The organism is Amycolatopsis sp. CFH S0740 (assembly GCF_004522315.1).
GTDB classification, from domain to species: Bacteria; Actinomycetota; Actinomycetes; order Mycobacteriales; family Pseudonocardiaceae; genus Amycolatopsis; species Amycolatopsis nivea.
On record NZ_SDLS01000009.1, the window covers coordinates 166,802 to 192,236 of the forward strand.

Sequence of the window (25,435 nt, forward strand, 5' to 3'; positions counted from 1 at the left end):
GCTGGGATACTCCTGAAGTCGCCCGTTCGCCGCGGTGGGTTACGCCCGCGGAGATATCGAATCCGACTCGGTTGTCCGGCGCAGCACCGCGATCGCCGTTCCGGCGACGGCCAGCCCGAGCAGCCAGCCGCCCGCGACGTCGGTGAGCCAATGGTCGTCGACGTAGACCCGGGCGAAGCCGACCAGCAACACCCAGCAGCTCGCCACCGCCCGCCACCCTCGCCGTTCCGGGGCGAACAAAGCCACGAACAGGAGCGCGACGACGACGGCGGTCGCGGCGTGTCCGGAGGGATAGGCGGTGCCGTCGACGTGCAGGGTGCCGGGGGTGCGGTCCGGGCCCGCACGCCCGATCAAGACCTTGGCCGTCACCGTCACGGCGGACAGCAACAGGAGCGGGATGCCGCAGGCGAGCACCGGCGCCCATGACGAACGACGGATCGCCAGGATCGCCGCGCTGGCGAACAAGATCGGCGCGGACACCGGAAACTGGGCGACCGCGCTCACCGCGGTCATCGCCGCGTCCAGCGCCGCGCTGTGCTGGCGGGTCACTAGGTCGTGCACCGGCAGATCGGCCTGGGTCAGCGGGCCGCGGCTCAGCACCTGCTGGGTGAGCACGACGAATCCGCCGAGGGCGAGTGCCGGAAACAGCCAGAGTCCGGCCCGGGGAGCGCTTCGGCTGCCTGCGGAATTCACGATGTCGGGAGGGCCTACGTCCGGGCCAGCGGTGCGACGGCCGTTTCGGCGACTCCCCTGGCGAGGCTCCGGGCGAACTTGGTCCGGTTGGCCATCGCCCACTTGGCGAGGACGGCGTACGCCCGTTGCCGTTGCGGTGGCGTCAAGTCGGCTCGTTTGATCGCCCGGAAAAGTTCCGCGCCGTGGTGCCAGGTGAGGAACCGCGAGCCGTAACCGGTCTTCCGGTTGAACGCGCTCACTTGCCGTTTCGCGACCTGGGTGGACAATTTCGCGCTGTGCTCCCGTTCCTGGAACAGCGGTTCGCCGAGCATCACGATCGGCCCGGCCAGTGCGAGTTCGGCGAGGAAAACCCGGTCGCTGCCCCAGAACGGAAGCAACAGCCGCGTACGCGCGGCGAGTGCGCGTCGTTGTACACCGAAGGCGACCGCGCACGAGTAGTCGTAGCGGATGAGGTCTGCGAACCGGTCAGCCGGTTCCGGTGCCTCCGAGGTGCGGAGATCCTGCGTGATGCCGAGCGAGTTGCCGTCCTCGTCGATGTGTTCGATGGCGGAGCAGGCTGCGGCGGCTGCGGGAGCGTCGTGCAAAGCCGTCACGCAACGCTGCACAAACGTTTCGTGCTGGAGGTCGTCCGCGGCCGCCCATTTGAACAGAGCGCCTGAGGTGGCTTGGAAAACGTAGTTGAAGTTCGCAGCCGCGCCGATGTCGTGCGGGTGCCGGTAGTAGCGCACTCGCGGGTCGCGCCGGGCGTAGTCGTGGACGATTTCCGCGGTTTCGTCGGCGGAGTCGTTGTCGGCGACCAGCAGCTCGAAATCGCCGAAAGTCTGGGACAGCAGGCTTTCCAGCGCTCCGGCGAGGAAGCCGGCGCCGTTCTTGACGGGCAACCCGATCGACAGTGGCGCTGGAGAGTTCGGCACACCTTGACGGTCGTCGCGGGCGGCGCTGCCGTTACGAACGCCGGTCAGGAATCGGGAGGAGGCCACGAAACCGCGGTCCCGTCCGGAAAATGATTGCCGGAGAACACCTTCGGCGGCGGGCCTGGGTAGATCGGCTGGTACCGGTAGTCGCGCCGGAACGTGTTCCCAGTGATCTCGACGTCCGGGTAGTCCGGATTGTGGTAGAGCGTGTTCGCCCCGCCGCCGAGCACGTTGTCGCGAATCGTCACCGGGCCCGCCACCGCGGGGGTCGGGTCCGGAGACGAGGACAGGATAATCGCCGAGGTGACCTCCTCGGCCGTGCCGGGATCGATCACGTTGTCTTCCACCAGGATCGAGCCCGCGAGGTGGTCCGACTGCGCCCCGTCGGAGTGCGCGCCCGGTGCCGGGGCGAAGTCGTGGATCCACGAGTCCGCGAGGCGGACGTTGTTGCCCAGCTTCACGCCGTCGTGCGTCATGCCGGAGATGTCGACCCGTTCCGCGGTCCAGTTGTGGAAAGCGATCGCCGCGCTGCGGTAGTCCCCGGTGATAGTGACGTTTCGGATCGTCACCGATCCCGCGCCGGTCGTGGTGATCGCGAAGTAGTCGGCACCGGTGCCGGTGAAGCGGCTGCGCTGAATCACCACACCCGGTGCGGACACCGTCACCGCGCCGCGCACGTCGAGCCCGTCGAGGACTTGCCCCGGCTGGTCGGCGTTGAGCGAGCCGGACGGGCGCAACGACTCGGACGGCGGTGACCCGATCGTCGGCGGCGCCGGACTGGCGGACGGTGTCGTCGCGGCAGGCGGCGCGGCGGGCTGGGCGGTGGCCACGCAAGCCGCGGCCGCCAGCAGGACGGCTCCGGTGCAGGCGGCTGCCGCCAGCCGGCTCATCGGACGCTCTCGAGCGGCCGGACCGAGCGGTCCCGGACGGCGATCCGCCACAGCGCGGCGGCCGCGCCGAGCAGGCTGAACGTCATCACGAACATGATCTTGTAACCGAACGCGTCGAAGGTGAACGCGCCGACCGCGGCGGCGGCGATCGAGGCGGCGAGGGCCTGGGCGAGGCTGCGCACGGCCGGGTCGGCGACAGTGCGGTGCACCCGCCGGGCGAGCGAGTAACCGGTGGCGAGGATCGCGAGTTCGGCGGCCACTCCGAGCGCGCCCATCGTGGCGAGCGTGAACAGGTACTCGTTGTCCAAGATCCGGTACAGCTTGGGAATGTAGGTGCCGACGCCGAGGCCGAGCAGCGGATGGTCGTGCCAGACCGTGAACACGGCGGTGTAGTCGTCGGTGCGGCCCTGGATGCTCGGGTCGGTCGCCAGGGTGCTGGGCAGCAAGATGCTGCGGAGACTGCCGAGCAGCCCCGGCACCACCGCGCTCATGCCGACCAGCCCGGCGATCGCGAACGGAATCAGGTTGAACACCATCCGCAACCGGACGCTGAGCAGGTACACCGCCATCGCGACCCCCGCGGTCAGCACCCCGGACCGGGACACCGACAGCGGCATGCACCCGGCGATGAGCACGAACATCGCCCACCACCGCACTCGGCACTCCTTCGGCGCGGTCAGCGCGAGGTGCAACGCGATCGGCGTCGCCATGCCGAGCACCACGGCGTACTCGATCGGATGGCCGGCCAGCCCTTGCACCCGGTGGAAACCGGACCGGGCGAGCGCGTCGACGTCCTCGGTGAAATGGAAGGTCAACCCGGGCAGCCGGAGCTGCTGGTAGAGGTCGACGACTCCGAAGAACTGGAGCAGCGCGCTGACCGCGAGCAGCCCGCAGGCGATCACGATCAGCCGCAGGAAGCGGGTGACGCCGCCGATGTCGCGCAGGGTGTCGGTGACGAAGAGCAACAGGCCCATCGCGCACGCCTCGCCGAACAGCGAGGCGTCGGAGGCCGACGCTTCCAACGGCGAAAGGCCGCGCAGCTGACCGGCGATGTAGCTGGCGAGGACCACCCCGACGAAAATGAGGCAGACGATCCGCATCGGCTGCCGTCCCCGGTCGGTGCCGAGCGAACTGTCGACCCGCCCGTAGCACCAGAGCACCAGCAGCAGTGCCGCCACGATCAACCCGGGCACCCCGATCTGCCCGAGCGGATTGATGATCAGCGACGCCGGGACGAGAAAGGTCAGCGCGAACAGGATGGCGAGCGCGGTTTGCTCGTCGCGGCGGGCGTTCAGCCAGAGCGCGGACACGATGATGACCACGACGACGAAGGGCGTCATCGTCGGCGCGATGATCGGGACGGCCAGCAGCGCGAGCGCGGCGGCCGCGCAGATCGCCCGCAGGATCGGCCGCCCGGCGAGGTCGGCGCTGAAGCGCGCGATGCCGCGGCCGGTGAGCGAGTCGAGGGGACGCTGGCTCATCAGCCGCGCCGGCCGAGCGGACTCCGGGTGCCGGTCTTGCCTCCGTCGCTCTCCTCAGCGTTCGCCGGCGCGGTCACCGGCAGCAAACGGGCGGTTTCCTCGCCGTGCCGGACGGGTTCCGCGACGCCGGGCCCGCGGACGGGCGTGGCCACCCGGTCCGTCCTCTCGGGTCGCGGGTCCACCGGCAGTTCGCCGCGGTGGCTCTCCGGCGGGTGACCGGACTGGGCTTCCGGGACGGCCGGGCGGGCCGGGCGTTTGCGCGAACGCAGTTCCACGACCACGCACGCGGTCAGGGACAGGATGACCCCGAGCGCACCGGCGGCCAAGGCGGTCTTGAGCTGGTTGCTGTGCGAGACCGCGGCGTCCTGCGGTTGCACGACGTCATCGACCGTCACCCGGAACGGACCCGGGATCTGTTTCTGCGCCTGCAAATCGTCGAGCCGTTTCGCGAGCTGTGCCGCGATCGCGCGGTAGGTGGTGAGCGTGTTCTGCCGGCCGGGGTCGGTCACGGTGACGGTGAGCACCGCCTTGCCGCTGTCGTCGATCTGGTACTTGGCGGTGCCTCCGGCCGCGGTGATCGCGGCGGCGACGTCCGGCGACTTCGCCAGCTGGCCTAGCACGAGCGCGGTCGCGGCGGTGTCGTAGTACGGGTTGCTCTGGAGCCGGGCCGACTGGTCGGCGGTGGCGGCGAAGGGATAGCTGACCTTGAGCGCCCCGTCCACCTCGTAGGTGGGGGACACGCTGCTGGCCAGGATCCAGCACACGACTGCGGAGACGACGAGCGCGGGGACGAGGATGAGCCAGCGACGGAGAGCGACCTGGAAGATTGCGAGCAAGTCCATCGGAGTTCCCCTCACCTCCTGCGTTTCTTATGCTGTCGGCGGTGCCGAATCGCAGTCCGGCGTCATTTCGTTGTCGCACCCGGCTGCCCGGATGTGACATCGGAACCTTCCGTCTTCCGGAAAGGCATCGAATCGTGACCACGCCGAAGATCGGGTTCGCGTGCGCCTGGGACCGCCCTCCGCAGGGGACGTGGTCGCACACGCCGTGGAACCTTCGCGCGGCGCTGCGCGAGCGGACTGCCGTCGTCGACCTCGGGCTGGAGTGGTCGCTCCCGGTCCGGTCGGCGCTGCGGGGCCTCGGCGCGCACCGCCACGAAGGCCGCTGGGGCAGCCACTGGAAGCACCTGCCGCTGACGATGGCGCTGGCCGGGACGAAACTCCGGGCCGCCGAACGCAAGCTCCGTCCCGACGTCGTGCTGCAGATCGGCGACCTCGCCCGCACCGACACGCCGTTCCTGCTCTACCAGGACTCCAGCTTCGACATCCTCCTCGAACGCCTCGACACCGAAAGCGGCCGTGCCCTGCACTTTCCCGGTCTCGACCGGGCCGCGCTCGGCCGGCTGCGCGACCGGCAGCACCGGATCTACCGGGAAGCCGCCGGATTGCTGACGATGAGTCAATGGCTGGCGGATCATCTGGTGCGCGTGTCGGGAGTGCCGCGGGACAAGGTGCACGTGGTCCCGCCCGCGGCCAACGGGCTGCCGGACGGCCCCGTAGCCCGGTGCCACGAGGGGCCGCGTCGCCGACTGTTGTTCGTGGGAAAAGACTTTTCCACCAAGGCGGGCGATGTGGTCGTCAAGGCGCTCGCGGTATTGCGCGCGGAATCGGACCCGGAACTGACGCTCACCGTGGTGGGCCCCAAGGAATGGCCATTGCCCGGCCCAGTGCCCGCGGGCGTCGAATTCCTCGGCCGAATTCCGGTCGAGCAGGTGCGAATGCTTTACCGGACACACGATCTGTTCGTGATGCCCAGCCGGTTCGAGGGGTACGGCATCGCATTGGTGGAAGCGCTCGCGCACGGGCTGCCGTGCGTGGCGAGGCGGGATTGCGCGATGCCGGAGATCGTCCGCGCGGGGGAGAACGGCGACCTGATCGGTTCGGACGATCCCCGGGAACTGGCGGGCGTGATCGCTGGTCTGCTGGCGGACGACGGCGTTTACGAACGCGTGCTGGCCACTGCTCCTCAGGTGATCGCGCGGCATTCGTGGGGGAGGGTCGCCGACGACGTGCTCCGCGTGGCTACGACGGTGCGTTAACCGTTTTCGAGCGCGTCAGCGGGCACCCACCGGCCGCCTGCCGCTTCGACCTGGGGGAACTGCCTCCGGACCTCGGCCAGCAGGTCGGGGAGGAAGAGCAGGACCGCGTCGGGGCGAGCCTCGACCAGTTCCGCGGGCGGGATGATCGGGATTTCGCTCGACGGCATCCGCCGGCCCTGTTTGGCTTCCGAGGCGTCGGCGATGGCTGGGAGCAGCGCGCGCGTGACGCCTGCCCGGCACAGTTGTGCGACCGCACGGGAAGCCGCGCCGTACCCGAGCACGCGTTGACCGGCAGCCAATTGCTCTTCGAGCCAGGCAGCTACGGAACCCGCGTTGCGGACCGCCGCTTCCTGCAGTCCGGCAACGATTTTCGGCTCGGTCACGCCGGAATCGGCTTCTTCGGCGACGAGCGCCCGCATTGAGCTGTCCGGTTCTCCGCCGCGGCCGGCGGCCAAGAGAACCGTTCCGCCGTAAAGATCGAACCGGAACGCGGAGCGGGCGACGAGCCCGGCCGCTCGCAGCATTTCGACGAGGACCGGCGTCGAGTAGTACGCGTAGTGACCGTGGCGCAATGCGTTCCACTGTCCTTCGCGCAGAATCGAGGCCAGCGAATGGAATTGCAGCAGCAGCACGCCGTCGTCGGCCAGCCCGGCAACGCGGGCCTGCAGAGCGGCCTGCTGATCGGGTTCGTGCATGAGACCGAAACAGTCGACGATCACGTCAGCGTTCCCGTCAGACACCGGGGCGAGCCCGCGCGCGCCGAGCAAGGAAAGCCACGAACCACCGTGCGGGCTGCCGTATTCGCGGACAGTGCCGCTGGCGGGCAGCATTCCCGCGGCGTGGCTGACCGCGTCCGCCGCCTGCTCGACCAGCGCGGCCGGTTCGACTCCACGCGGTTCGTCCGGTTTGGTCTCGTCCTCGGCGAGCTGCGCGAGCCCGCATCCGGCGCACAACCACATCCGGAGCGGGAAGACGAGGTCCGGGCCCGGCTCGGAGAGCGCCGGGAAATGATCGGCTGGCGGTTGCGGGCCGAGGTCGAGCACCACGGCGCCGTCCGCCGATCGGCACCAGCGGCAGCGTGGCGAGGTCACCGCGAGAGTCCTTCCGGGGGGAAAATGGGCGAATGAGAGTCGAATCTTGTGCGCTTGCCGGAGTACTGGTGTTCGTGCCGGAACCGCATCACGACGACCGCGGCCTCTTCACCCGGACGTTCGACACGAAGATCGCCGCCGAACACGGTCTGGCCGCCGAAACGTTCCAGCAGGATTCCCAGTCGCGCTCGCGATCGGGAGTCCTGCGGGGCATGCACGGCCGATCCGGCCGCGGCGAGGCGAAACTGGTGCGCTGCGCGCGCGGCGCGGTGCACGACGTGCTCGTGGACATCCGCCCCGGGTCCGCGACGTTCGGCAGGCAACAGGCGTTCCGGCTCGACGACGTCGAGTTCGCGCACCTGTACGTTCCGCCGGGTTTCCTGCACGGGTTCCAGGTGCTCACGGAGTACGCCGATGTCTGCTATCGGATCGACCGCCCGCATGACCCGGCCGAGGATCTGGCGGTGCGGTATGACGACCCGGACTTGGCGATCGAGTGGCCGCTGCCGGTCACGCTGCTCAGCGCGCGCGACGCCGCTGCCGGGACGTGGGCCGACTTGGTCGCGAGCGTCCGGGGGTGACGTCATTGGGCTCGAGGCCGCAGGTCCGCGCCCAGCGTGCCGTCCGCCCGGCGGACCGAGAGGTGCGCGAGCCGGGTGAACCGCTGGTCGAAGGCGGCCTGGGTGAGGTGATGCTGTCGGTAGGCGTCCGCGAGTTCGCGGGCCCCGGCGGGCACCGTCCAGGCGCACGTGAACTCCGGCAGCGCGGCGCGGATCCGGCTGAAGTCGACCCGGTAGGACCGCGGGTCCGCACCGGCCTCGCCGGTGATCTGCAGGTCGGCTCCCGGCACCGCTTCCACGACGGCTTCGGCGATCTCGGAAACCCGCAGGTTGTTGGCCTCGGTGCCGACGTTGAACGCCTTCGCGTGCACCGCGTCGCGGGGAGCGGTCAGCGCCGCGGCGAAAGCGGTGGCGATGTCCTGGGCGTGCACCAGCGGACGCCAAGGCGTGCCGTCCGACAGCACCTTCACCGTGTTGGTCAGGATCGCATGGCCGACCAGGTTGTTCAGCACGATGTCCGCACGGAGCCGCGGGGAGAATCCGAATGCGGTGGCGTTGCGCAGGAAAACCGGGCTGAAATCGTCGTCGGCGAGGCCGAGCAGATCGTCTTCGACCCGCACCTTAGATTCGGCGTACGGCGTCACCGGCCGCAGCGGCGCGTCCTCGTCCACCAGACCGTCGTTTCCGCTGGCCCCGTAGACCGAACATGTTGACGCGTAAAGGAAACGCCGCACACCGGCGTCCTTGGCCAGTTGCGCCAGCCGGGTCGAGGCGCGGTGGTTGATCGCGTAGGTGATTTCCGGGTCCAGCGCGCCGAGCGGGTCGTTGGACAGCGCGGCGAGGTGGATCACCGCGTCGAAGCCCGCGACGTGCTCGGGGCGAACGTCGCGCAGGTCGACGCTCACCGCCTTGGGATCGTTGACCGCCGGACCGAGCACGCAGGTCGAGTACAGGCCCGAATCAAGGCCGACGATGTCGTGGCCCGCGGCGGCGAGGACGGGCGCCATGACCGTGCCGAGGTAGCCGAGGTGTCCGGTCAGAAGTACGCGCACGGGTCTTCCTCATCTCATTCCGTAGCGGAGCCGCGGGCTGCCGCGATCGTCAGTTTCGGTGCGTGGAAGGCCTCGGCGTACCGCTGCTGGCACTGCACGCCGCGCACCCGGGCGAGCCCGGCGAACGCTTCGTGGTCGAACCAGCCCCTCCCGTGCTGCGACGGGTAGTGCGCGGCGAGCAACTCGCTTTTCTCCCGGACGGTTTCCTCGCTCAGCGGGAAGAAGACCGTCGGCTGTGCGAGGTCGGACTCCCACTTCAGGATTTCGTAGCCGAGGATCAGGTGGTCGCGGAACGCGGTCGGCACGAGTTTCGCCAGTCCGCGGTGGTCCTGGTGCGCGTCGTGGGCGGCCGGGGCGAACACCAGGTCCGGTTCGCAGTTCCGGCGCACCGCCTCGAGCGCGTCCTTGGCCAGGTCCCATTGCGCCGGAAGCCGCCCGTCGCGGAGGTCCAGGACGGTCACCGCCACCTCCGCTTTGGGACAGAACGCCTCCAGCGCGGCACGTTCTTCGGCTTCCCGCGGCGTGCCTGCCCCGGACAGCACGAGCGCGGTCACGCGTACGCCCGGGTTGGCCCGGCACAGTTCGAGCAGACTCCCGCCGGCGCCGATCGCGATGTCGTCGCAGTGCGCGCCCAGCACCGCGATCTCCGAACAGACTTCGGGAAGCAGCGCCCGCATCAGCGTCCTGCCCGCGCGGTTTCCCAGAGCATCCAGGGCCGGTCCCCGTGCGCGTAGGCGGCGTTGAGCGAGAGCCGTTCCTTGACCGTGTCGGTAGGTTTCCAGAACCCGCGGTACGGATAGCCGAGCAGCTTGCCCTCCTTCGCCAGCCCGACACACCCGTCGGCCACGAGGTCGCCGTTCTCCGGGATGTGGTCGAAAACCTCTTGCCGGAGAACGAAATAACCGCCGTTGGACCACAGCGGCATCTCGCTCACCGGGGTGATCCCGCCGACGCGTCCGTCCGGGGCGAGTTCGACGCAGTGGAAGGTCGACTCCGGCGGGACGACCATCATCGAGGCGCCCGCGTCGGTGGCCGCGAACCGCGTGATCATCTCGTCGAGCGGTGCGTCGGTCAGGACGTCGGCGTAGTTGGCGAGGAACATCTCCTCGCCGTCGAGATAGGGGCGCACGCGCCGCAGGCGCTCCCCGATGGGAGATTCGATTCCGGTCTGCACGAAGGAAATCGACCAGTCGCTGATGTCTGTCGACAGCAGTTCGACCCGGCCGTCGCGGAGCACGAAGTCGTTGGACTCGGTCTCGCGGTAGTCGAGGAAGAAATTCTTGATGTGGTGCGCCCCGTACCCGAGGCACAGGACGAACTCGGTGTGCCCGAAGTGGGCGTAGTAGCGCATGACATGCCAGATCAATGGCCGGGGGCCGACCGCGGCCATCGGTTTCGGCAGATCGTCGTCGGTGCCGTTGCGCATGCGCATGCCGTAACCGCCGCAGAACAGAACGACCTTCACTTCACTGCCACCTCGACGATTTCCAGGCGCGGAATCGGGAAGACGAGCTTGCCGCCCCACGCGCCGACGTAGGAAAGCTGCTCGGTCAGTTCGTCCCGCAGGTTCCAGGGCAGGACGAGCACGTAGTCCGGCCGGTCGGCCGCGATCCGGTCCGGTTCCACGACCGGGATCCGGGTGCCCGGCGTGTACCGGCCGTGCTTGTACGGATTGCGGTCCACCGTGTAGGCCAGCAGGTCCGGGCGGATGCCGCAGTGGTTGAGCAGGGTGTTGCCCTTGCCTGGCGCGCCGTACCCGACGACCGTTTTCCCGGATTTCCGGGCGGCGAGGAGAAATTCGAGCAATTCGAGCCGGACGCGCGTGACCCGGTCGGCGAATTCGGTGTACCCGGACAGCTCGTGCAGCCCGGCGGCCTTCTCCCGCGCCAGCACGTCGACCATCCGCGCGCTCGGCTCCCCGGCGGCTTCCTCAGGCCGCGCCCAGAGCCGGATCGACCCGCCGTGCGTGGGAAGCAGTTCGACGTCGACGACGGTCAGGCCGCCCGCCGCCAGCGCCCGCCGGGCGGATTCGACGGTGTAGTACTGGAAATGCTCGTGGTAGATCGTGTCGTACTGGTTCTTTTCGATCAGCGTGAGCAGATGCTGCACCTCGATCGACACCCAGCCGTCGTTCGCGACGAGCGCCCGCAGTCCGTGGGTGAACCCGCGGATGTCCGGGATGTGGGCGTAGACGTTGTTCGCTACGACCAGGTCGGCCGGACCGTGTTCGGCGCGCACCTCCCGGCCGGTTTCCTCGGAGAGGAACGCGGTGTGCGTCGGCACGCCGGCCTCGCGGGCGGCCTGCCCGACGTTCACCGAAGGTTCCACGCCGAGACAACGGATTCCGCGTTCCACGACGTGCTTCAGGAGGTAACCGTCGTTGCTCGCGACCTCGACGACGAAGGACAGGTCGGTCAGCCCGAGCCGCTCGACCGCGGCGTCGGTGAACCGTTTCGCGTGCTCGACCCACGAGGTGGAAAAAGACGAGAAATACGCGTAATCGGTGAAAGTGTCGGCCGGATCGAGCAACGGCGGGAGTTGCGCGAGCCAGCATTCGGTGCACACTTCGAGATGCAGCGGGAAAGTCGGTTCGGGTTCGGCCAGCTGCGCGGCGGTCAGGAACCGCTCGCACGGCGGGGTCGCGCCGAGGTCGACCACGCTGGCGGTTCTTTCCGAACCGCAGAGTCGACATGTGGTCATGTACCAGGCTCCTCCGACTCGGATGCGCGATCTGCGTAGGGCAGGTCGATCCGCGCCCGGCCGTCGTTACAGCGTGCCGGGAACGTCGCCGGAGTCGATTCGGAACCGAGACCATGACAGCGGCGGAATGCCGCGAGGTGCTGGGACGAACGGGTGGGCGACCGGAGCCGGACGGCGCAGCCGCCACCCGTTCGTCAGCGGATCACAGTTTTTCCGCCGCCGGGATCACTTCGGTGGCGAACCGTTCGAGCACCGCCGGGTCCGGCACGCCGTGTGCCCAGCCGGTCGCGACGGTGAACCCGAGCTCCGACAGCCGGCCGAGTTCGTCCAGCAGTTCCCCGGTTTTCTCGCCGTTTTCGCCGGTGTCGAGCCGCAGCGAAGCGGTTTTCGTGATCTCGGAGTAGTCGCGGCCGACGTCCTCGCAGTGCTGCTTCAGGACTTCCAGTTTGCGCGGAAGGTCCGCGTTGGGCAGCAAATTGCAGATGTCGCCGTATTGCGCGACAAACCGCAGGGTCTTCTTCTCGCCGCTGCCCCCGATCATGATCGGCGGATGCGGACGCTGGATCGGCTGCGGGCTGTTGAGCAGCCGCTCACCGCTGAAATGCGTTCCGGTGAACGGTTCGTCGCTGTCCGACCACATCTGGTGGACGTACCGGAGCGCGTCCTCGAGCTGTTCGAACCGCTCCTTCATCGGCGGGAACCGGAACCCGAGCGCGCGGGATTCCTCCTCGTTCCAGCCTGCCCCGATGCCGAGGATCGCCCGCCCGCCGGACAGCACGTCGAGCGTCGTCGCCGCCTTCGCGAGCAGTCCGGGGTGGCGGTAGATGACGCCGGTGACGAGCGTGAGCAGCTTGACGCGCTCGGTGTGCGCGGCCAGGAAGCCGAGCGTGGTCCAGGCTTCCAGCATTTCGTGCTCGGGCGGGCCGTAGCTCGAAATCTGGAAGAAATGGTCCATCACCGACAGGTATTCGAACCCGGCCTCGTCCGCCGTCCGGGCCACCCGCGCCAGGTCCGCGCCGAGCGCCGCCGGGCCGTTCGGCCAGGTCTGCTGAGCCAGGTGCAACCCGAGTTTCATGCCAACTCCTTAACCGCCGGAATGATGTCTTGCGCGAAAATCTCGATCCGGTCCCGATCCAGGCCGCCGGGCAGCGGGCCGATCACGGCGTGCACGCCGAGCCGGTGCAGCCGCCGCGCCTCGGCGAGAAATTCGCCGGTTTTCTCCCCGGACGGACCGATGTCCAGGTAGTGGTAAACGGTCTTGGCGATCTCGGCGTAGTCGCGGCCCTCGGTTTCGCAGTGCCGCTTGAGCACGTCGAGCTTCCGTTCGAGATCCGGTCCGTTGCCGATGTTGCAGAAGTCGCCGTACTTCGCGACGAGCCGCAGCGTCTTCTTCTCGCCCCCGCCGCCGACCATGATCGGCGGCCGGTGCGGCGGCTGCGGACTATTGAGGAGCCGTTCGGCGGTGAAATGCTTGCTGGAGAAGGGTTTTTCGTCCTCGTCCCACATTTGCCGGACATACTGCAGGTTCTCTTCGAGCAGCTCGAACCGTTCCGAGGTGGACGGAAACGGGAAGCCGAGACCACGGGCTTCTTCTTCGTTCCATCCGGCTCCGATGCCGAGCATGGCCCGCCCGCCGGACAGCACGTCGAGCGTGGTGACCGCCTTCGCGAGCAGGCCGGGATGCCGGTAGATCGCGCCAGTGACGTAGGTGAACAGTTTCGCGCGCCGGGTGTGTGCGGCGAAGTAGCCGAGCGTCGTGTACGCCTCAAGCATGGGGCGATCGCTCGGACCGACACTGGGAATCTGGAAGAAGTGGTCCATCACCGCGAGATACGCGAACCCGGCGTCGTCCGCCGCCCGCACCGCCTCGGCGAGTTCGCCGCCGAGCGCGGCAGTCCCTCCCGGCAGCGTGAAGTCGGGCACTTGGAGGCCAAGTTCCATACCCGACACCGTATACCTGGAGTAACTTCATGTGCGCAGTCAGAAATCGCGCACCACGTTGACCGTGCCGTGCAGCGGATCGGTCACGTACACCGTGCGCGTGCGCTGATCCACCGCCACGGCGCCCGGATTCACCCCGAGGCTCAGTTCGCCGGTCAGCGTCCCGGTTTGTCCGTCCACGCGGGACAGTCCATTTTGCCCGCCGTTGGTGTACACGACATCGCTGCCCTGATGCACCGCGAGCGACGAAGCTTCGCTGCGCAGCAGCACCGTCTTCACCTGCGCCCGCGCCGCGCCGTCCACAATGGACATATGGTGGATCGCTGAATTCGCGACGAACACGGCCCCGCTCAGTTCGTGGACGTCGATCCCGGTAGGAGAAGCACCCACCGGAACGCTCGCGGTGAACGCGCCCGCGTCCAGGTCGCAGATCTCGACCGAATTCGTGTTCGGGCTTGTGCAGTAGGCGCGCCGTCGGCCGCGGTCGAGCGCGATTCCGGCGAGGCCCGGCTTCGGCGCGGGCAGCAGGTCCTGCTGAGTGAGACTGATGCTGTCCAGCACCGCGAACGTGCCGGTCTTGCCGCTCACCGCGTATACGAGGTTGGCCTGCGGATCGATCGCGAGCGCCGACGCCCCCGCCCCCGCGCTGACGGCGCTCAGGAACCGGTGCGTCTGGCTGTCGAAGGCGAGCACTGTGCCGCCGGCCGGATTGGCGACGTAGATCCGCTCGGCGTCCACCGCCACATCGCTCGGTTCCCCGCCCACCGCGAGCGCGGCCACGACCCTCGCCGCGTCCGGATCGAGCACGACGACCATGCCGGACGCCTGGTCGGCGGCGTACACGAGCCCGGTGACCGGACTCACCGCGAGCGCCGCAAGCGTCCCGCCGACCTGCACGCTGGTGACCCGCCCGGACGCCCCCGCGGTACCGCCGAGCAGTGCCGCCGCACCCGCGCTGACCAGGCCGAACAGCCCTCTCCGGGACCACTGGGAACCGCGCATCGCTCACCTGCCCCGGTCGGTTGGGTTGCCCGCCGACCCTAACCCGGACGAGGATCGGCTGAAGGAACTTCGCGTCCCCCGATCGCGTTGTTTCCAGTGAGTAACCCACCTTGCGGCACCTGCCAGAGCGGACGGAGGCGAGCGCGCGTGCACAAGCACCACAACGGGCTGAAGACGGCGATGCTGCTCGGTCTGCTCTCCGCGATCATCGTCGGGATCAGCGGATTGTTCGGCCGCGGAGCGCTGGTGATCGGCCTGATCGTGGCGCTGGGGATGAACGCCTACGCCTACTTCAACTCCGAGAAAATGGCCCTGCGCGCGATGCACGCGCGGCCGGTGTCGGAGGTCGAGCAGCCCGCGATGTACCGGATCGTGCGGGAACTGGCGACGTCCGCGCGGCAGCCGATGCCCTCGCTGTACGTGAGCCCCACCGCGGCGCCCAACGCCTTCGCGACCGGGCGCAACCCGCAGCACGCGGCTGTGTGCTGCACCACCGGGATCCTGGAACTGCTCGACGAACGCGAGTTGCGCGCGGTGCTGGGGCACGAGCTGTCGCATGTGTACAACCGGGACATCCTGATCTCGTGCGTCGCCGGGGCGCTGGCGAGTGTGGTCAGCGTGCTGGCGAACATCGCGTTTTTCTTCGGCGGGAACGACCGCGAGGGCAACCCGTTCATGTCGCTGCTGCTGGTCTTGATCGGCCCGATCGCGGCCGGGGTGGTGAAGATGGCGGTGAGCCGGTCGCGGGAGTACCAGGCGGATGCTTCCGGGGCTGAGCTGACCGGTGATCCGCTGGCGCTGGCCTCGGCGTTGCGGAAGCTGGAGCGGGGGACCCGGGCCGCGCCGCTCGCCCCCGAACCGGCGGTGGTTTCGCAGTCGCATCTGATGATCGCGAACCCGTTCCGCCCCGGGGCCGGGCTGAGCAAGATGTTCTCGACGCACCCGCCGATCGAGGACCGGATCCGGCGGCTCGAGGAGATGGCCCGCGGCCGCTGACCCGCGTTACTCCCATTCCGCGGTAGCCGGATCCACCCCGTGCACGATCGCGTTGGCGAAGATCACGTCCCGCAGCCAGCCCGCGAGGCCCGGTGCCAACGCGTCGTAGTACTCCGTGTATCCGGCTTCCTCCACGAACTTCCGCCCGAGACACACCTGCATCGAATGCGTGCAGTCGAAGTACCGCGACAAGGTCGCCCGATGCCGCTCCGCGAGCGTGTTCGCCTCCGCCGACCCAGGCTCGACCCCCGCCCGCCGCGCCGCCGCCAGGTCCGCGTGAAGCGTCTCGTGCTCGGCCGCGGCCTCCTGCCAGTCCTGCGGGGTCAGTTCGGTGGTCCGCTCGCGGTACTCCGCCCACTGCCGCGTGTCGCCCCAGCGCTCCGCGGCCTCGTCGACCCACTCCGGATCCCACTCGGACCCGAAGATCTCGACCTGCTGCTCCGCCGTCAACTGCATCCCGCCCCGGGTCGCCGCCGCCATCCGGTCCACCGCGGACGCCATGTGCTCCAGCCGCGCGATCCGGTCGCGCAGCTCGCGCCGCTGCCGAGTCAGATGCGCGTGCGCGTCGGCGGTCGGATCGTCCAGCAGCCGCCCGATCTCCGACAGGGGAAAGCCGAGTTCGCGGTACACGAGCACCCGATGCAACCGCGCGATGTCCTCGGCGGAGTACACCCGGTAGCCGGCCCTGGTGCGCCCGCTCGGACGCACCAGGGCGACGGCGTCCCAGTGATGCAGGGTTTTGACACTCACGCCGACCAGCGTCGCCGTGCGTCCGACAGTGAGGCCGTCTTGCTCGGTCACGACCTCAGTGTCGCAGCTCACGAGCGTGGCACGTCGATCCCCGCAGCACGCATCCCCTCCGCGACGGGCCCGTCCGGATCGATCGGCTCCGCCGCGGTCATCACGACCCTCATGCCCTCCGGCGTGACGACCGTCAACTCCCGCGAGTTCCACGGCATCAACTCCGGCCCGCTAGTGCACCCCGGCGCGATTTCCTCACACCGCTTGGCGATTTCGTCGAGTTCGCTGAGCACGCAGGAGAAACTGATGCTGACTTCACTCGGTGCGGCCGGGGTCCCGGGCTTGAGCAGAACGTCCTGAAACGCCCAGCGCCGCAGATGCACGATCTGGCCGGGCAAGGTGAACAGGTTGTCGAAGCCGAGCCCGCGAAGCCAGAAGTCCGTGGAGGCATCGAGGTCGGCGGTGGGCACGTTGGGGAACATCGGCATCCCGTAGAAGCCGAGATAGTTGCCCGGAGACACCGCGTCGTAGGCGGGGGTGGGAACCGGGCCGCGAAATTCGTTCATGGGGAGAGGGTGGAGCCTCCTGTCGCAGGAGGGTCAAGTCCGCGGATACGACGAACGCCCCGGGTGTCCGGGGCGTTCGTGTGGGTGTGGCAGGTGAGGGATTCGAACCCCCGAAGGCTGAGCCGTCTGATTTACAGTCAGATCCCTTTGGCCGCTTGGGTAACCTGCCATGGCCGGGCGAACCGGCCGGGAAGAAGGATACCCAACGGTCCGGACGGCCGGTCAACCGGGATCCCCCGGCGCTACGCTGGGGGTCCCTGACGAGCTGAGACAAGGTGTGAGGACACGTGGCGGATCCCTCTTTCGACGTGGTGAGCAAGGTCGACCGCCAGGAGGTGGACAACGCGCTCAACCAGGCCAGCAAGGAACTGGGCACGCGGTTCGACTTCCGCGGCACCGGAACCGGCATCAGCTGGTCCGGCGAGGAAGCCATCGCGATCGAGTCGGAGACCGAAGAGCGCGCCCTCGCGGCGGTGGAGGTCTTCAAGGAGAAGCTGATCAAGCGGAACATCTCGCTGAAGGCCTTCGAGGCAGGCGAGCCCGCGATCTCCGGCAAGATTTACAAGATCAGCGGCAAGATCCTGCAGGGCATCGCGTCGGACAAGGCGAAGCAGATCGCGAAGTTCATCCGCGACGAGGGCCCGAAGGGCGTCCAGGCCCAGATCCAGGGCGACCAGCTGCGGGTGTCGGGCAAGAAGAAGGACCAGCTGCAGGAGGTGATCTCGTTGCTGAAGGGCAAGGACTTCGAGATCGCGCTGCAGTTCACCAACTACCGGTGACCTACAGGTGCTGCGGACGCCAACACGTCCGCAGCACCTCACCAGGCGGTGAAGGTCCAATCCGCCTCGAACGTCTCCACTGCCACATACGTGGGTCCTTCGAGAGGGAACTCCTCGGTGGTCTGGCCGATGTGGTTCACCGCCAGGTGCGGGTAGCCGTCCGCCAGCACCCAGACTCCGTTCGAGCCCTTCGAGCCCGTGAAGAACTTCCCCGTCACCATCCCTGGCGGCACCGCGAGGACCGCGTCTCCGTGGCCGTTGTACGGCTTGCCCGGTTCGACAGGCGGCACTCCGCGGTAATCGGTGATCGTCGCGGTCCACGCACCCTTCGCCTCGACCGTCAGCGTGTGGACGGATTTGCCGCCGGGGGAGACGTTGAACCAGGCCGTCCCGTGGTAGGCGTCGCCGTCGTTGACCAGCAGGCTTTCGGTGCCGTCGGTCGTCACCGCGATGTGCCCGGTGCACTTCGGACAGTCGAAGGTGAGGAATCCCGCCACCCCGGACGGCCAGGTCAGCGGCACGGTCGCGTTGTTCTTGCCCTGATGGGTCTCCGTCGGGTTCTCGGCGAGGCGTGGCTTCTCCGGACGCGGCGGCGGAGGCAGCACCGGCGCGGGGGAGTCGCCGGGTTCGTCTTCCATCGGGTACGCGATCGCCCCGATGCCGCTCGGCTGCAGTGAGCACGACGCGGTGAGCGCTACCGCCGCGCAGACGGCGGCCAGACGCACTGCGGTGCGGCGCATGATTCCCCCTCGCTTGCCCCGACGGGGCCTCCGGATGATCTTTCGTCACGCTCCGCCCAGTCGTTACGAAACGGGCGCCCTGAACAGCCCAGTGATCTCCTCGAAGGGGTGGACTCACGCGGGTGACCAGGCGAAATCGATGGTGGCGACGCGACCACGTGGTGTAATCGCCCGGCTGGTCGTGAGAGGAGTTTCTGGATGCGCCGTTGGACTCCCGTGCTTGCTTTCCTCACCTCGCTGGCGGTCCTCGTGACCGCGATCGCGCCGGTCGCGGAAGCCGCCGACCGGAAGCTGCTCGTCCCCGGCTTCGGCTCGTACCCGCGGCTGATCCGGCTGGAGCACTCGCCGTTCGGGCGCGGGAACATCATCGCGTCGCTGACCAGCGAGGACGGCAACGGCCGGTTCGCGCCGATCCTCGAGAGCACCGACGAAGGCGCGAGCTTCCACCAGATCGGCGAGATCCGCGACTCCGACGCCCGGTCCGGCCAATGCTGCGGAACCCTCTACGAACTGTCGCAGCGGGTCGGTCGCCTGCGGGCGGGCACGCTGCTGTGGGCGGCGACCTACCGGCAGGACGCGGGGCCGCAGCGCCGGATGGGGATCAAGGTGTGGGCCAGCCGCGACGGCGGGCACAACTGGCGGTACCTGTCCGAGGCCGCGCTCTCGCACAACCACGACGGCGTCTGGGAACCGGAGTTCACTGTGGACGCCGGCGGCACGCTCTGGCTGCACTACGCCGACGAGACGCAGGCCCCGAAGTACGGCCAGGTGCTCAACCGCGTCGCCTCGACCGACGGGATCAACTGGGGCACCAAGCAGCTCACCATGGCCATCGGACCGTCCCGGGTGCGTCCGGGCATGCCGATCATCCGCAGGCTGCCCGACGGCCGGTACTGGTTCGGCTACGAGATCTGCAACTACCGCGACCGCTACTGCGATCCGTATTACAAAATCTCCGCGGACGGCGCGAACTGGGGCGATCCGGCCGATCCCGGCACCAGGGTGAACACCGCGAGCGGCAACTACTTCCAGCACGCCCAGACCACCACGCTGTTCCCCGGCGGCCCGAACGGCGTGCGGCTGGTGATGGTCGGCCAGATCTACACGACCGCCGACGGCGCCCCGGTGGCCGGAAACGGGCAGACGCTGCTGGCCAACGACAACTTCGGCGCCGGCAACTGGTACGAACTGCCCGCGCCGGTCCACATCAGCGGCATCTACAACAACTACTGCCCCAACTATTCGTCCACCGTGCTGCCGGTCGACGGCGGGAAGAACGTGCTGGAGATCGCCACCGAGTACGCGCACGGCTGCCAGGCGTTCTTCGGGAAAGGTCCGGCTTTCTGAGTTGTGCGAAGCCCCGGACGGCCTCCATGCTCACTCGGTACGGTGAACACCACCACCGCATTGAGGAGGGGCTGTGAAGGGCATCGTGCTCGCCGGGGGCAGCGGAACCCGTCTGCATCCGATCACGCAGGCCGTGTCGAAGCAGCTGCTGCCGGTCTACGACAAACCGATGATCTACTACCCGATCTCAGTGCTCATGCTGGCCGGGATCCGGGAGATCCTGATCATCTCGACCCCGGCCGACCTGCCGAACTTCCGCCGCCTGCTCGGCGACGGCAGCCAGTTCGGGCTCTCCTTCTCGTTCGCGGAACAGCCGAGCCCGAACGGTCTCGCCGAGGCGTTCGTGATCGGCGCGGACTTCGTCGGCGACGATTCCGTCGCGCTGGTGCTCGGCGACAACATCTTCTACGGCCAAGGCTTCTCCACGACCCTGCGCACCGCCGCGACCGACCTGGACGGCTGCGTCCTGTTCGGCTACCAGGTGAAGGACCCCGAGCGCTACGGCGTCGGCGAGGTCGACGAGAACGGCACCCTGCTGTCCATTGAGGAAAAGCCCGAGAAGCCGCGGTCGAACAACGCGATCACCGGGCTGTACTTCTACGACAACGAGGTCGTCGACATCTCCCGCAACCTGAAGCCCTCCGCGCGCGGCGAGCTGGAGATCACCGACGTCAACCTCTCCTACCTGCGCCGCGACCGCGCCAAACTGATCGAGCTGAGCCGCGGTTTCGCCTGGCTCGACACCGGCACGCACGATTCGCTGCTGGAAGCCGGCCAGTTCGTGCAGGTGCTGGAACACCGGACCGGGGTGCGGATCGCGTGCCTGGAAGAGGTCGCGTTGAAGATGGGCTTCATCAGCGCGGACGAATGCCACGCGCTGGGCACCAAACTGGCGAAGTCCGGATATGGCGAGTACGTGATGAACGTGGCCTTGCTCGCGGGGGCGCAGGGCTGACCCGGAGGGGAAATTTGTGAGTTACGACCTGGGGGTATGGGCTGGGGATGCCGAGGATCCGCAAGCCCGCTACGCCAGCCTTTGCGACAGCTCTGGTTCGGCTGCTCCGGAGCTGGACGGGTTCTACCGCGACCTGACCGCGAAATACCCGGAACTGCACGAGGATCCCGAAGCGTCTCCGTGGAACGCGGCGATCGAGGTCTCCGGCGATGGCGCGGTATTGGCGATCCAGCACGCGCGCGCGGTCGAGGTGACGCGTGTTGTCCTTGACCTGGCACGAAAACACGGCTTGACGGTGTTCAATCCGCAGACCGGCGAGGTGCACCGGCCGAGCGTGCTGGACCTGACCATGTGCGACGGTTCCCGCGTGGAAAACCCTGACGCAGCAGGGATCAAGGCGGCGCTGGGCCGGTTGTCGGCGAAAAATTGGTACGCCGTCTTGGAACGCGGCGACCACTATGTCCAAATAGGACAGGGCAAGTTCGCGGCGGCTCCGCGGGGGAAGTTCGCGCTGGAGCGCCGGGACGGGTCGCCGGAGCGGCATTACCGCACGGAGGTCGGAAGCCTGGCGGAGGTGGTGACGGCGTTCACCGGCTTTGCCGCGCAGGATTCGTCTTGGGCGGAAGGCTTCGAATGGGAGAAGGTCGACTTCTCCTGACGTGCCGTGAAGGGCTCCTTGAGGGAATCAGATTCCTTCAAGGAGCCCTTCACGGACCTACGGTCAAGCCGCCTGTCGAACCTCCGAAGACGCTGGCGTCAAAGCCAACTCCAGCACCTCCCGCACGTTCGCCACCGCGTGCACCTCCAGCTGCGACAGCACCTCCGTCGGCACGTCATCCAGATCCGGCTCGTTCCGCTGCGGGATGATCACCGTCTTCATCCCCGCCCGGTGCGCGGCCAGCAGCTTCTGCTTGACCCCGCCGATCGGCAGCACCCGCCCGGTCAGCGACACCTCTCCGGTCATCGCCACATCGGCCCGGACCACCCGGCCCGACAGCAGTGACGCCAGCGCGGTCGTCATCGTGATGCCCGCCGAAGGTCCGTCCTTCGGCACCGCGCCTGCCGGGACGTGTACGTGGATTCCCCGCTCTCGCAGGTCTCCCACCGGCAGTTCCAGCTCCGCACCGTGCGAGCGCAGGTACGACAGCGCGATCTGCACCGACTCCTTCATCACGTCACCCAGCTGCCCGGTCAGCTGCAGGCCCGACGCCCCGCTCTCCGGATCGGCCAGCGACGCCTCGATGTACAGCACGTCTCCGCCCGCGCCGGTGACGGCCAAACCCGTTGCCACGCCTGGCAAAGATGTCCGCTGGGTCGCCGTCGGCAGCGACGATTCCGGTACGTGCCGCGGGCGGCCGAGGTAGGTCTCCAGGTCCGCCGCCGCAATCGACAGCGGCAGCGAGACCGAACCCAAAGCCACCTTCGTCGCGATCTTCCGCAGCACCTTCGCGATCGTCCGGTTCGCGTCGCGCACTCCGGCCTCGCGGGTGTACTCCGCGGCGATCCGGCTGAACGCGTCGTCGGTCAGCACCACGTCACCGGAGGCCAGACCGGCTCGCTCGAGTTCGCGGGGGAGCAGGTGATCCCGCGCGATGGTGACCTTCTCGTGCTCGGTGTAACCGTCCAGCGTCACCAGTTCCATCCGGTCCAGCAGCGGGCCGGGGATGGTTTCCAGCGCGTTGGCCGTCGCCAGGAAGACCACATCGGACAGATCCAGCTCCACCTCGAGGTAGTGGTCGCGGAACGTGTGGTTCTGTTCCGGGTCCAGCACTTCGAGCAGCGCGGCCGTCGGGTCGCCGCGGTAATCGGCGCCGACCTTGTCGATCTCGTCGAGCAGCACGACCGGGTTCATCGAGCCGGCTTCCTTGATGGCTCGCACGATCCGGCCGGGCAAAGCGCCGACGTACGTGCGCCGGTGGCCGCGGATCTCCGCCTCGTCCCGGATGCCGCCCAGAGCGACGCGCACGAACTTGCGCCCCATCGCCCTCGCGACCGATTCGCCCAGCGACGTCTTGCCGACCCCGGGAGGGCCAGCGAGCGCCAGCACCGCGCCGGAACGCCGTCCGCCGACCGGGCCGAGGCCCGATTCCGCGCGGCGCTTGCGCACGGCCAAGTACTCGATGATCCGTTCCTTGACGTCGTCCAGACCCGCGTGGTCCGCGTCGAGCACGGCGCGCGCGGCGGCGATGTCGTAGACGTCCTCCGTCCGCTCATTCCACGGCAGCTCCAGCACCGTGTCGAGCCAGGTCCGGATCCAGCCGCCCTCGGGCGACTGCTCGGAAGTCCGCTCCAGCTTGTCGACCTCGGCCAGCGCGGCCTTGCGCACCTCGTCCGGCAGGTCGGCGGCCTCGACGCGGGCGCGGTAGTCGTCGTCGGCCGCGGTGCCGTCGAGTTCGCCCAGTTCCTTGCGGATCGCTTCGAGTTGGCGGCGCAGCAGGAATTCCTTCTGCTGCTTCTCCATCCCGTCCGCGACGTCCTTGCGGATGGTCTCGGTGACCTCCAGCTCGGCCAGGTACTCCCGGCTCCACTCGAGGGCCTTCTCCAGCCGGACGCTGACGTCGAGCGCGCTCAGCAGCTCCAGCTTCTGGTCGGTGGACAGGTACGGCGCGTTGCCTGCCAGGTCGGCGATCGCGGACGGATCCTCGACCTGCTGGACGGCGTCGATCATCTGCCAGCCGCCGCGTTGCTGCAGCACCGAGATGACCACGGCCTTGTACTCGGCGGCGAGCTGCGCGGTGCGGTCGTCGGAAGTCTCGTCCGCGGAGTCGGCGTGCACCCAGCGGGCCGCGCCGGGGCCGTCGGCGATCCGGCCGACGGAAGCGCGCGAGGTGCCGCGGAGCAGCACGGCGGTCTTGCCGCCGGGGACGCGGCCGATCCGTTCGACGGTCGCGACGGTGCCAAGTTCGGCGTACTCGCCGTGCACGCGCGGGACGATCAGGACTTCGGCCTTGCTCGCCGCGCCCGAGCGGATCCCGGGGAACGACGCGGTCGCGGGGGTCTTGGCTTGAGCGGACTCCACTGCGGCCCGGGTCTCTGCGTCGCCGAGGTCGAGCGGGACCACCATGCCCGGCAGCACGACGTCGTCATCGAGCGGGAGGACGGGCAGGAGGCGGGGGTCGGACATGTGCACTCCTCGAATAAGTTGAGTCTGCAGTGCTCAACTCTCCGAAGGGCGGGTTTGTTTCCCAGGGAGTGTTCGCTGGGAGAGAAGTCAGGGCTTGACCGCGACGGCGCCCCAGGCGAACGGCCGGACCTCCGCGGCGAACTCCGACACCGGCTCGTCCGGCCGCCAGTCCGGCAGCGCACTCATCCCCGGCTCCAGCAGCGGCCAGCCGCCGAAGAACGGCAGGATCTCCTCGTCCGAGCGCAGGTACGCCGGGTTCGACGTGTCCCGGTACGCGTCGACGAACGCGCGGACCTCGGCGGCCCGTTCCGGCGGCGCGTTGTCCCGGCAGGTGCCGTGCGTGACGGCCAGCCACGACCCGGGCGCGAGCTGGTCGCGGTAGGCGGCGACCAGCTCTTCCGGGCGGTCGCCGGGGCCGAGGAAGTGCAGCACGGTGATCATCAGCAGGCACACCGGCTGCGACCAGTCGATCAGCTCCTCGGTGATCTCGTCGGCGAAGATCGCTTCCGGATCGCGGATGTCGCGTTCGACGATCCCGGCCCAGTCGGTCGCGTCCTCGCCCTCGAGGATCACCCGCGAATGTGCCGCCGCGACCGGTTCGTAGTCGACGTACACGACCCTCGCCGGCAGCCGATCGCGGACGATCTCGTGCACGTTGCCCGCCGTCGGCACGCCCGAGCCGAGGTCCACGAACTGCCGGATCCCCGCGTCGAGCGCGGCCCGGACGACCCGGTTCATGAACGCCCGGTTCTCCCGCGACATCGGCCGGATCAGCGGCCACACCTTCTCGACGCGGCGGCCGAATTCCCGGTCGACCGCCCAGTTCTGGGTGCCGCCGAGGTACCAGTCGTAGATCCGGGCGGCGGACGGTTTGTCGACGTCCACGCCCCGCGGTGCGTCCGGCGCGGTCACGGCTTGCGCGCCACCGCGCACCAGGCGAACGGGCGGGCCTCCGCCTCGACCGCGTTCAGCTCGCGCTCCGGCCGCCAGTCCGGCAGATGCGTGATCCCCGGCTCCAGCAGCGGCCAGCCGCCGAAGAACGGCTCGATCTCTTCGCGGTCGCGCAGCCACATCGGGTTGCTCGTCTTGCGGTACTGCTCGACGAACCAGCGCAGCCCCTCCAGCGCGGGACCGCTGCCGTCGCCCTCGCTCATCTGCGAGATCGCCAGCCAGCTGCCGGACACGAGCTTGTCCCGGTAGGCGCGCACGACGGCGTCCGGATCGTCGTCCGGGCCGACGAAGTGCAGCACCGCCATCAGCATCACGCACACCGGCTTGTCGAAGTCGATCAGCTCGCGGGTGCGCGGGTGGTTCAGCACCGCCCGGGGATCGCGCATGTCCGCCTGCACGATGCCGGCCCAGTCGGTGGCCGCCTCGTCCTCGAGGATCAGCGTCGCGTGCGCCACGGCCACCGGCTCGTAGTCGACGTAGACCACGGTGGCCTCGTCGTCGTCGCCCAGCGCGGCCTCGACCACCTCGTGCACGTTGCCCGCGGTCGGCACGCCGGAGCCGAGGTCGAGGAACTGCCGGATGCCCGCGTCCAGCGCGGCGCGCACCACGCGGTTCATGAACTCGCGGTTCTGCTTCGCGCCGGGCCGGGCGAGCGACCACATCTTCTCGACCTTGCGGCCGAATTCCCGGTCCACCGCCCAGTTCTGCTTGCCGCCCAGGTACCAGTCGTAGACCCGCGCGGCCGAAGGTTTCTCGACATCGACGCCTTCCGGCGCTTTCGGTGCAGCGTCGGGCTTTTCGGTCACTGGGACTC

26 protein-coding genes and 1 tRNA gene are annotated in these 25,435 nt (G+C 68.7%); 7 read left to right on the forward strand and 20 right to left on the reverse strand.

Annotated elements, in window-relative coordinates; genetic code table 11:
* Positions 1-39: 39 nt before the first annotated feature.
* From EIZ45_RS18095 to EIZ45_RS18115, 5 genes are all read right to left on the reverse strand, one after another.
* Positions 40-615, reverse strand: a complete 576-nt coding sequence (locus EIZ45_RS18095) for a phosphatase PAP2 family protein (RefSeq protein WP_134663708.1) — start codon at positions 613-615, stop codon at positions 40-42.
* A 92-nt stretch (positions 616-707) separates the two neighbouring features.
* Positions 708-1,607: a glycosyltransferase family 2 protein gene (locus EIZ45_RS18100; RefSeq protein WP_167756482.1), complete on the reverse strand. Its 900-nt coding sequence runs from the start codon at positions 1,605-1,607 to the stop codon at positions 708-710.
* Positions 1,608-1,651: 44 nt separating this feature from the next.
* A complete protein-coding gene (locus tag EIZ45_RS18105; RefSeq protein WP_134663710.1) occupies positions 1,652-2,497 on the reverse strand; it encodes a hypothetical protein in 846 nt (281 codons plus the stop codon).
* Positions 2,494-3,978, reverse strand: a complete 1,485-nt coding sequence (locus tag EIZ45_RS18110) for an O-antigen ligase (protein WP_037816337.1) — start codon at positions 3,976-3,978, stop codon at positions 2,494-2,496. The genes EIZ45_RS18105 and EIZ45_RS18110 overlap by 4 nt, the downstream gene beginning before the upstream one ends.
* Positions 3,978-4,820: a hypothetical protein gene (locus EIZ45_RS18115; protein WP_134663711.1), complete on the reverse strand. Its 843-nt coding sequence runs from the start codon at positions 4,818-4,820 to the stop codon at positions 3,978-3,980. The genes EIZ45_RS18110 and EIZ45_RS18115 overlap by 1 nt, the downstream gene beginning before the upstream one ends.
* A 134-nt stretch (positions 4,821-4,954) precedes the next feature.
* On the opposite strand from EIZ45_RS18115, the gene EIZ45_RS18120 reads away from it, so the two are divergent.
* On the forward strand, positions 4,955-6,076 hold the full coding sequence (locus EIZ45_RS18120; RefSeq protein WP_205669982.1) for a glycosyltransferase family 4 protein: 1,122 nt from the start codon (positions 4,955-4,957) through the stop codon (positions 6,074-6,076).
* Here the strand turns inward: EIZ45_RS18120 and EIZ45_RS18125 are convergent.
* Positions 6,073-7,167, reverse strand: a complete 1,095-nt coding sequence (locus EIZ45_RS18125; RefSeq protein WP_134663713.1) for a class I SAM-dependent methyltransferase — start codon at positions 7,165-7,167, stop codon at positions 6,073-6,075. The genes EIZ45_RS18120 and EIZ45_RS18125 overlap by 4 nt on opposite strands.
* A 32-nt stretch (positions 7,168-7,199) precedes the next feature.
* Here EIZ45_RS18125 and EIZ45_RS18130 point away from each other — a divergent pair, with 32 nt between their 5' ends.
* Positions 7,200-7,748: a dTDP-4-dehydrorhamnose 3,5-epimerase family protein gene (locus EIZ45_RS18130; RefSeq protein ID WP_134663714.1), complete on the forward strand. Its 549-nt coding sequence runs from the start codon at positions 7,200-7,202 to the stop codon at positions 7,746-7,748.
* A gap of 2 nt (positions 7,749-7,750) precedes the next feature.
* On the opposite strand, the gene EIZ45_RS18135 is transcribed toward EIZ45_RS18130, so the two are convergent.
* From EIZ45_RS18135 to EIZ45_RS18165, 7 genes are all read right to left on the reverse strand, one after another.
* On the reverse strand, positions 7,751-8,779 hold the full coding sequence (locus tag EIZ45_RS18135) for an NAD(P)-dependent oxidoreductase (protein WP_134663715.1): 1,029 nt from the start codon (positions 8,777-8,779) through the stop codon (positions 7,751-7,753).
* A 14-nt stretch (positions 8,780-8,793) separates the two neighbouring features.
* Positions 8,794-9,456: a PIG-L deacetylase family protein gene (locus tag EIZ45_RS18140; RefSeq protein WP_134663716.1), complete on the reverse strand. Its 663-nt coding sequence runs from the start codon at positions 9,454-9,456 to the stop codon at positions 8,794-8,796.
* Positions 9,456-10,244, reverse strand: coding sequence for a glucose-1-phosphate cytidylyltransferase (locus EIZ45_RS18145; RefSeq protein WP_134663717.1), 789 nt, complete (start codon positions 10,242-10,244; stop codon positions 9,456-9,458). The genes EIZ45_RS18140 and EIZ45_RS18145 overlap by 1 nt, the downstream gene beginning before the upstream one ends.
* On the reverse strand, positions 10,241-11,479 hold the full coding sequence (locus EIZ45_RS18150) for a class I SAM-dependent methyltransferase (protein WP_134663718.1): 1,239 nt from the start codon (positions 11,477-11,479) through the stop codon (positions 10,241-10,243). Before EIZ45_RS18150 ends, EIZ45_RS18145 begins: the two co-directional genes overlap by 4 nt.
* A gap of 202 nt (positions 11,480-11,681) precedes the next feature.
* Positions 11,682-12,554 carry an LLM class F420-dependent oxidoreductase gene (locus tag EIZ45_RS18155; RefSeq protein ID WP_037816326.1) on the reverse strand — a complete coding sequence of 291 codons (873 nt, stop codon included), beginning with the start codon at positions 12,552-12,554 and terminating at the stop codon, positions 11,682-11,684.
* Positions 12,551-13,420 carry an LLM class F420-dependent oxidoreductase gene (locus EIZ45_RS18160; protein WP_134663719.1) on the reverse strand — a complete coding sequence of 290 codons (870 nt, stop codon included), beginning with the start codon at positions 13,418-13,420 and terminating at the stop codon, positions 12,551-12,553. The genes EIZ45_RS18155 and EIZ45_RS18160 overlap by 4 nt, the downstream gene beginning before the upstream one ends.
* A 39-nt stretch (positions 13,421-13,459) precedes the next feature.
* Positions 13,460-14,422 (reverse strand): YncE family protein, encoded by a 963-nt coding sequence (locus EIZ45_RS18165; RefSeq protein WP_134663720.1) that lies wholly within the window; start codon positions 14,420-14,422, stop codon positions 13,460-13,462.
* A gap of 147 nt (positions 14,423-14,569) precedes the next feature.
* On the opposite strand from EIZ45_RS18165, the gene htpX reads away from it, so the two are divergent.
* Positions 14,570-15,418 (forward strand): zinc metalloprotease HtpX, encoded by an 849-nt coding sequence (gene htpX, locus EIZ45_RS18170; protein ID WP_037816322.1) that lies wholly within the window; start codon positions 14,570-14,572, stop codon positions 15,416-15,418.
* Between the two features lie 6 nt (positions 15,419-15,424).
* Here htpX and EIZ45_RS18175 read toward each other — a convergent pair whose 3' ends face one another.
* From EIZ45_RS18175 to EIZ45_RS18185, 3 genes are all read right to left on the reverse strand, one after another.
* A complete protein-coding gene (locus tag EIZ45_RS18175) occupies positions 15,425-16,219 on the reverse strand; it encodes a MerR family transcriptional regulator (RefSeq protein ID WP_037816472.1) in 795 nt (264 codons plus the stop codon).
* A gap of 17 nt (positions 16,220-16,236) precedes the next feature.
* The gene (locus EIZ45_RS18180; RefSeq protein ID WP_134663721.1) at positions 16,237-16,725 is read right to left on the reverse strand and encodes a VOC family protein; all 489 of its coding nucleotides are present in this window, start codon (positions 16,723-16,725) and stop codon (positions 16,237-16,239) included.
* Between the two features lie 87 nt (positions 16,726-16,812).
* Positions 16,813-16,894, reverse strand: a tRNA-Tyr gene (locus tag EIZ45_RS18185).
* Between the two features lie 118 nt (positions 16,895-17,012).
* Here EIZ45_RS18185 and EIZ45_RS18190 point away from each other — a divergent pair.
* Positions 17,013-17,504 carry a YajQ family cyclic di-GMP-binding protein gene (locus EIZ45_RS18190; RefSeq protein ID WP_009072171.1) on the forward strand — a complete coding sequence of 164 codons (492 nt, stop codon included), beginning with the start codon at positions 17,013-17,015 and terminating at the stop codon, positions 17,502-17,504.
* Positions 17,505-17,542: 38 nt separating this feature from the next.
* Here EIZ45_RS18190 and EIZ45_RS18195 read toward each other — a convergent pair whose 3' ends face one another.
* Complete coding sequence (locus EIZ45_RS18195) at positions 17,543-18,244, reverse strand: hypothetical protein (protein ID WP_134663722.1); 702 nt, start codon at positions 18,242-18,244, stop codon at positions 17,543-17,545.
* Positions 18,245-18,442: 198 nt separating this feature from the next.
* Here EIZ45_RS18195 and EIZ45_RS18200 point away from each other — a divergent pair, with 198 nt between their 5' ends.
* The 3 genes from EIZ45_RS18200 (at position 18,443) to EIZ45_RS18210 (ending at position 21,204) form a co-directional block, all read left to right on the forward strand.
* Positions 18,443-19,591 carry an exo-alpha-sialidase gene (locus tag EIZ45_RS18200; protein WP_134663723.1) on the forward strand — a complete coding sequence of 383 codons (1,149 nt, stop codon included), beginning with the start codon at positions 18,443-18,445 and terminating at the stop codon, positions 19,589-19,591.
* Positions 19,592-19,664: 73 nt separating this feature from the next.
* Complete coding sequence (rfbA, locus tag EIZ45_RS18205) at positions 19,665-20,546, forward strand: glucose-1-phosphate thymidylyltransferase RfbA (protein WP_037816316.1); 882 nt, start codon at positions 19,665-19,667, stop codon at positions 20,544-20,546.
* A gap of 16 nt (positions 20,547-20,562) precedes the next feature.
* Positions 20,563-21,204 carry a hypothetical protein gene (locus tag EIZ45_RS18210; protein WP_134663724.1) on the forward strand — a complete coding sequence of 214 codons (642 nt, stop codon included), beginning with the start codon at positions 20,563-20,565 and terminating at the stop codon, positions 21,202-21,204.
* A gap of 63 nt (positions 21,205-21,267) precedes the next feature.
* Here EIZ45_RS18210 and lon read toward each other — a convergent pair whose 3' ends face one another.
* From lon to EIZ45_RS18225, 3 genes are all read right to left on the reverse strand, one after another.
* Entirely contained in the window at positions 21,268-23,670 is a 2,403-nt protein-coding gene (lon, locus tag EIZ45_RS18215) for an endopeptidase La (RefSeq protein ID WP_134663725.1), read from the reverse strand.
* 87 nt (positions 23,671-23,757) lie between these two features.
* Positions 23,758-24,582: an SAM-dependent methyltransferase gene (locus tag EIZ45_RS18220; RefSeq protein ID WP_134663726.1), complete on the reverse strand. Its 825-nt coding sequence runs from the start codon at positions 24,580-24,582 to the stop codon at positions 23,758-23,760.
* Complete coding sequence (locus tag EIZ45_RS18225; RefSeq protein WP_037816312.1) at positions 24,579-25,427, reverse strand: SAM-dependent methyltransferase; 849 nt, start codon at positions 25,425-25,427, stop codon at positions 24,579-24,581. The genes EIZ45_RS18220 and EIZ45_RS18225 overlap by 4 nt, the downstream gene beginning before the upstream one ends.
* Positions 25,428-25,435 lie beyond the last annotated feature (8 nt).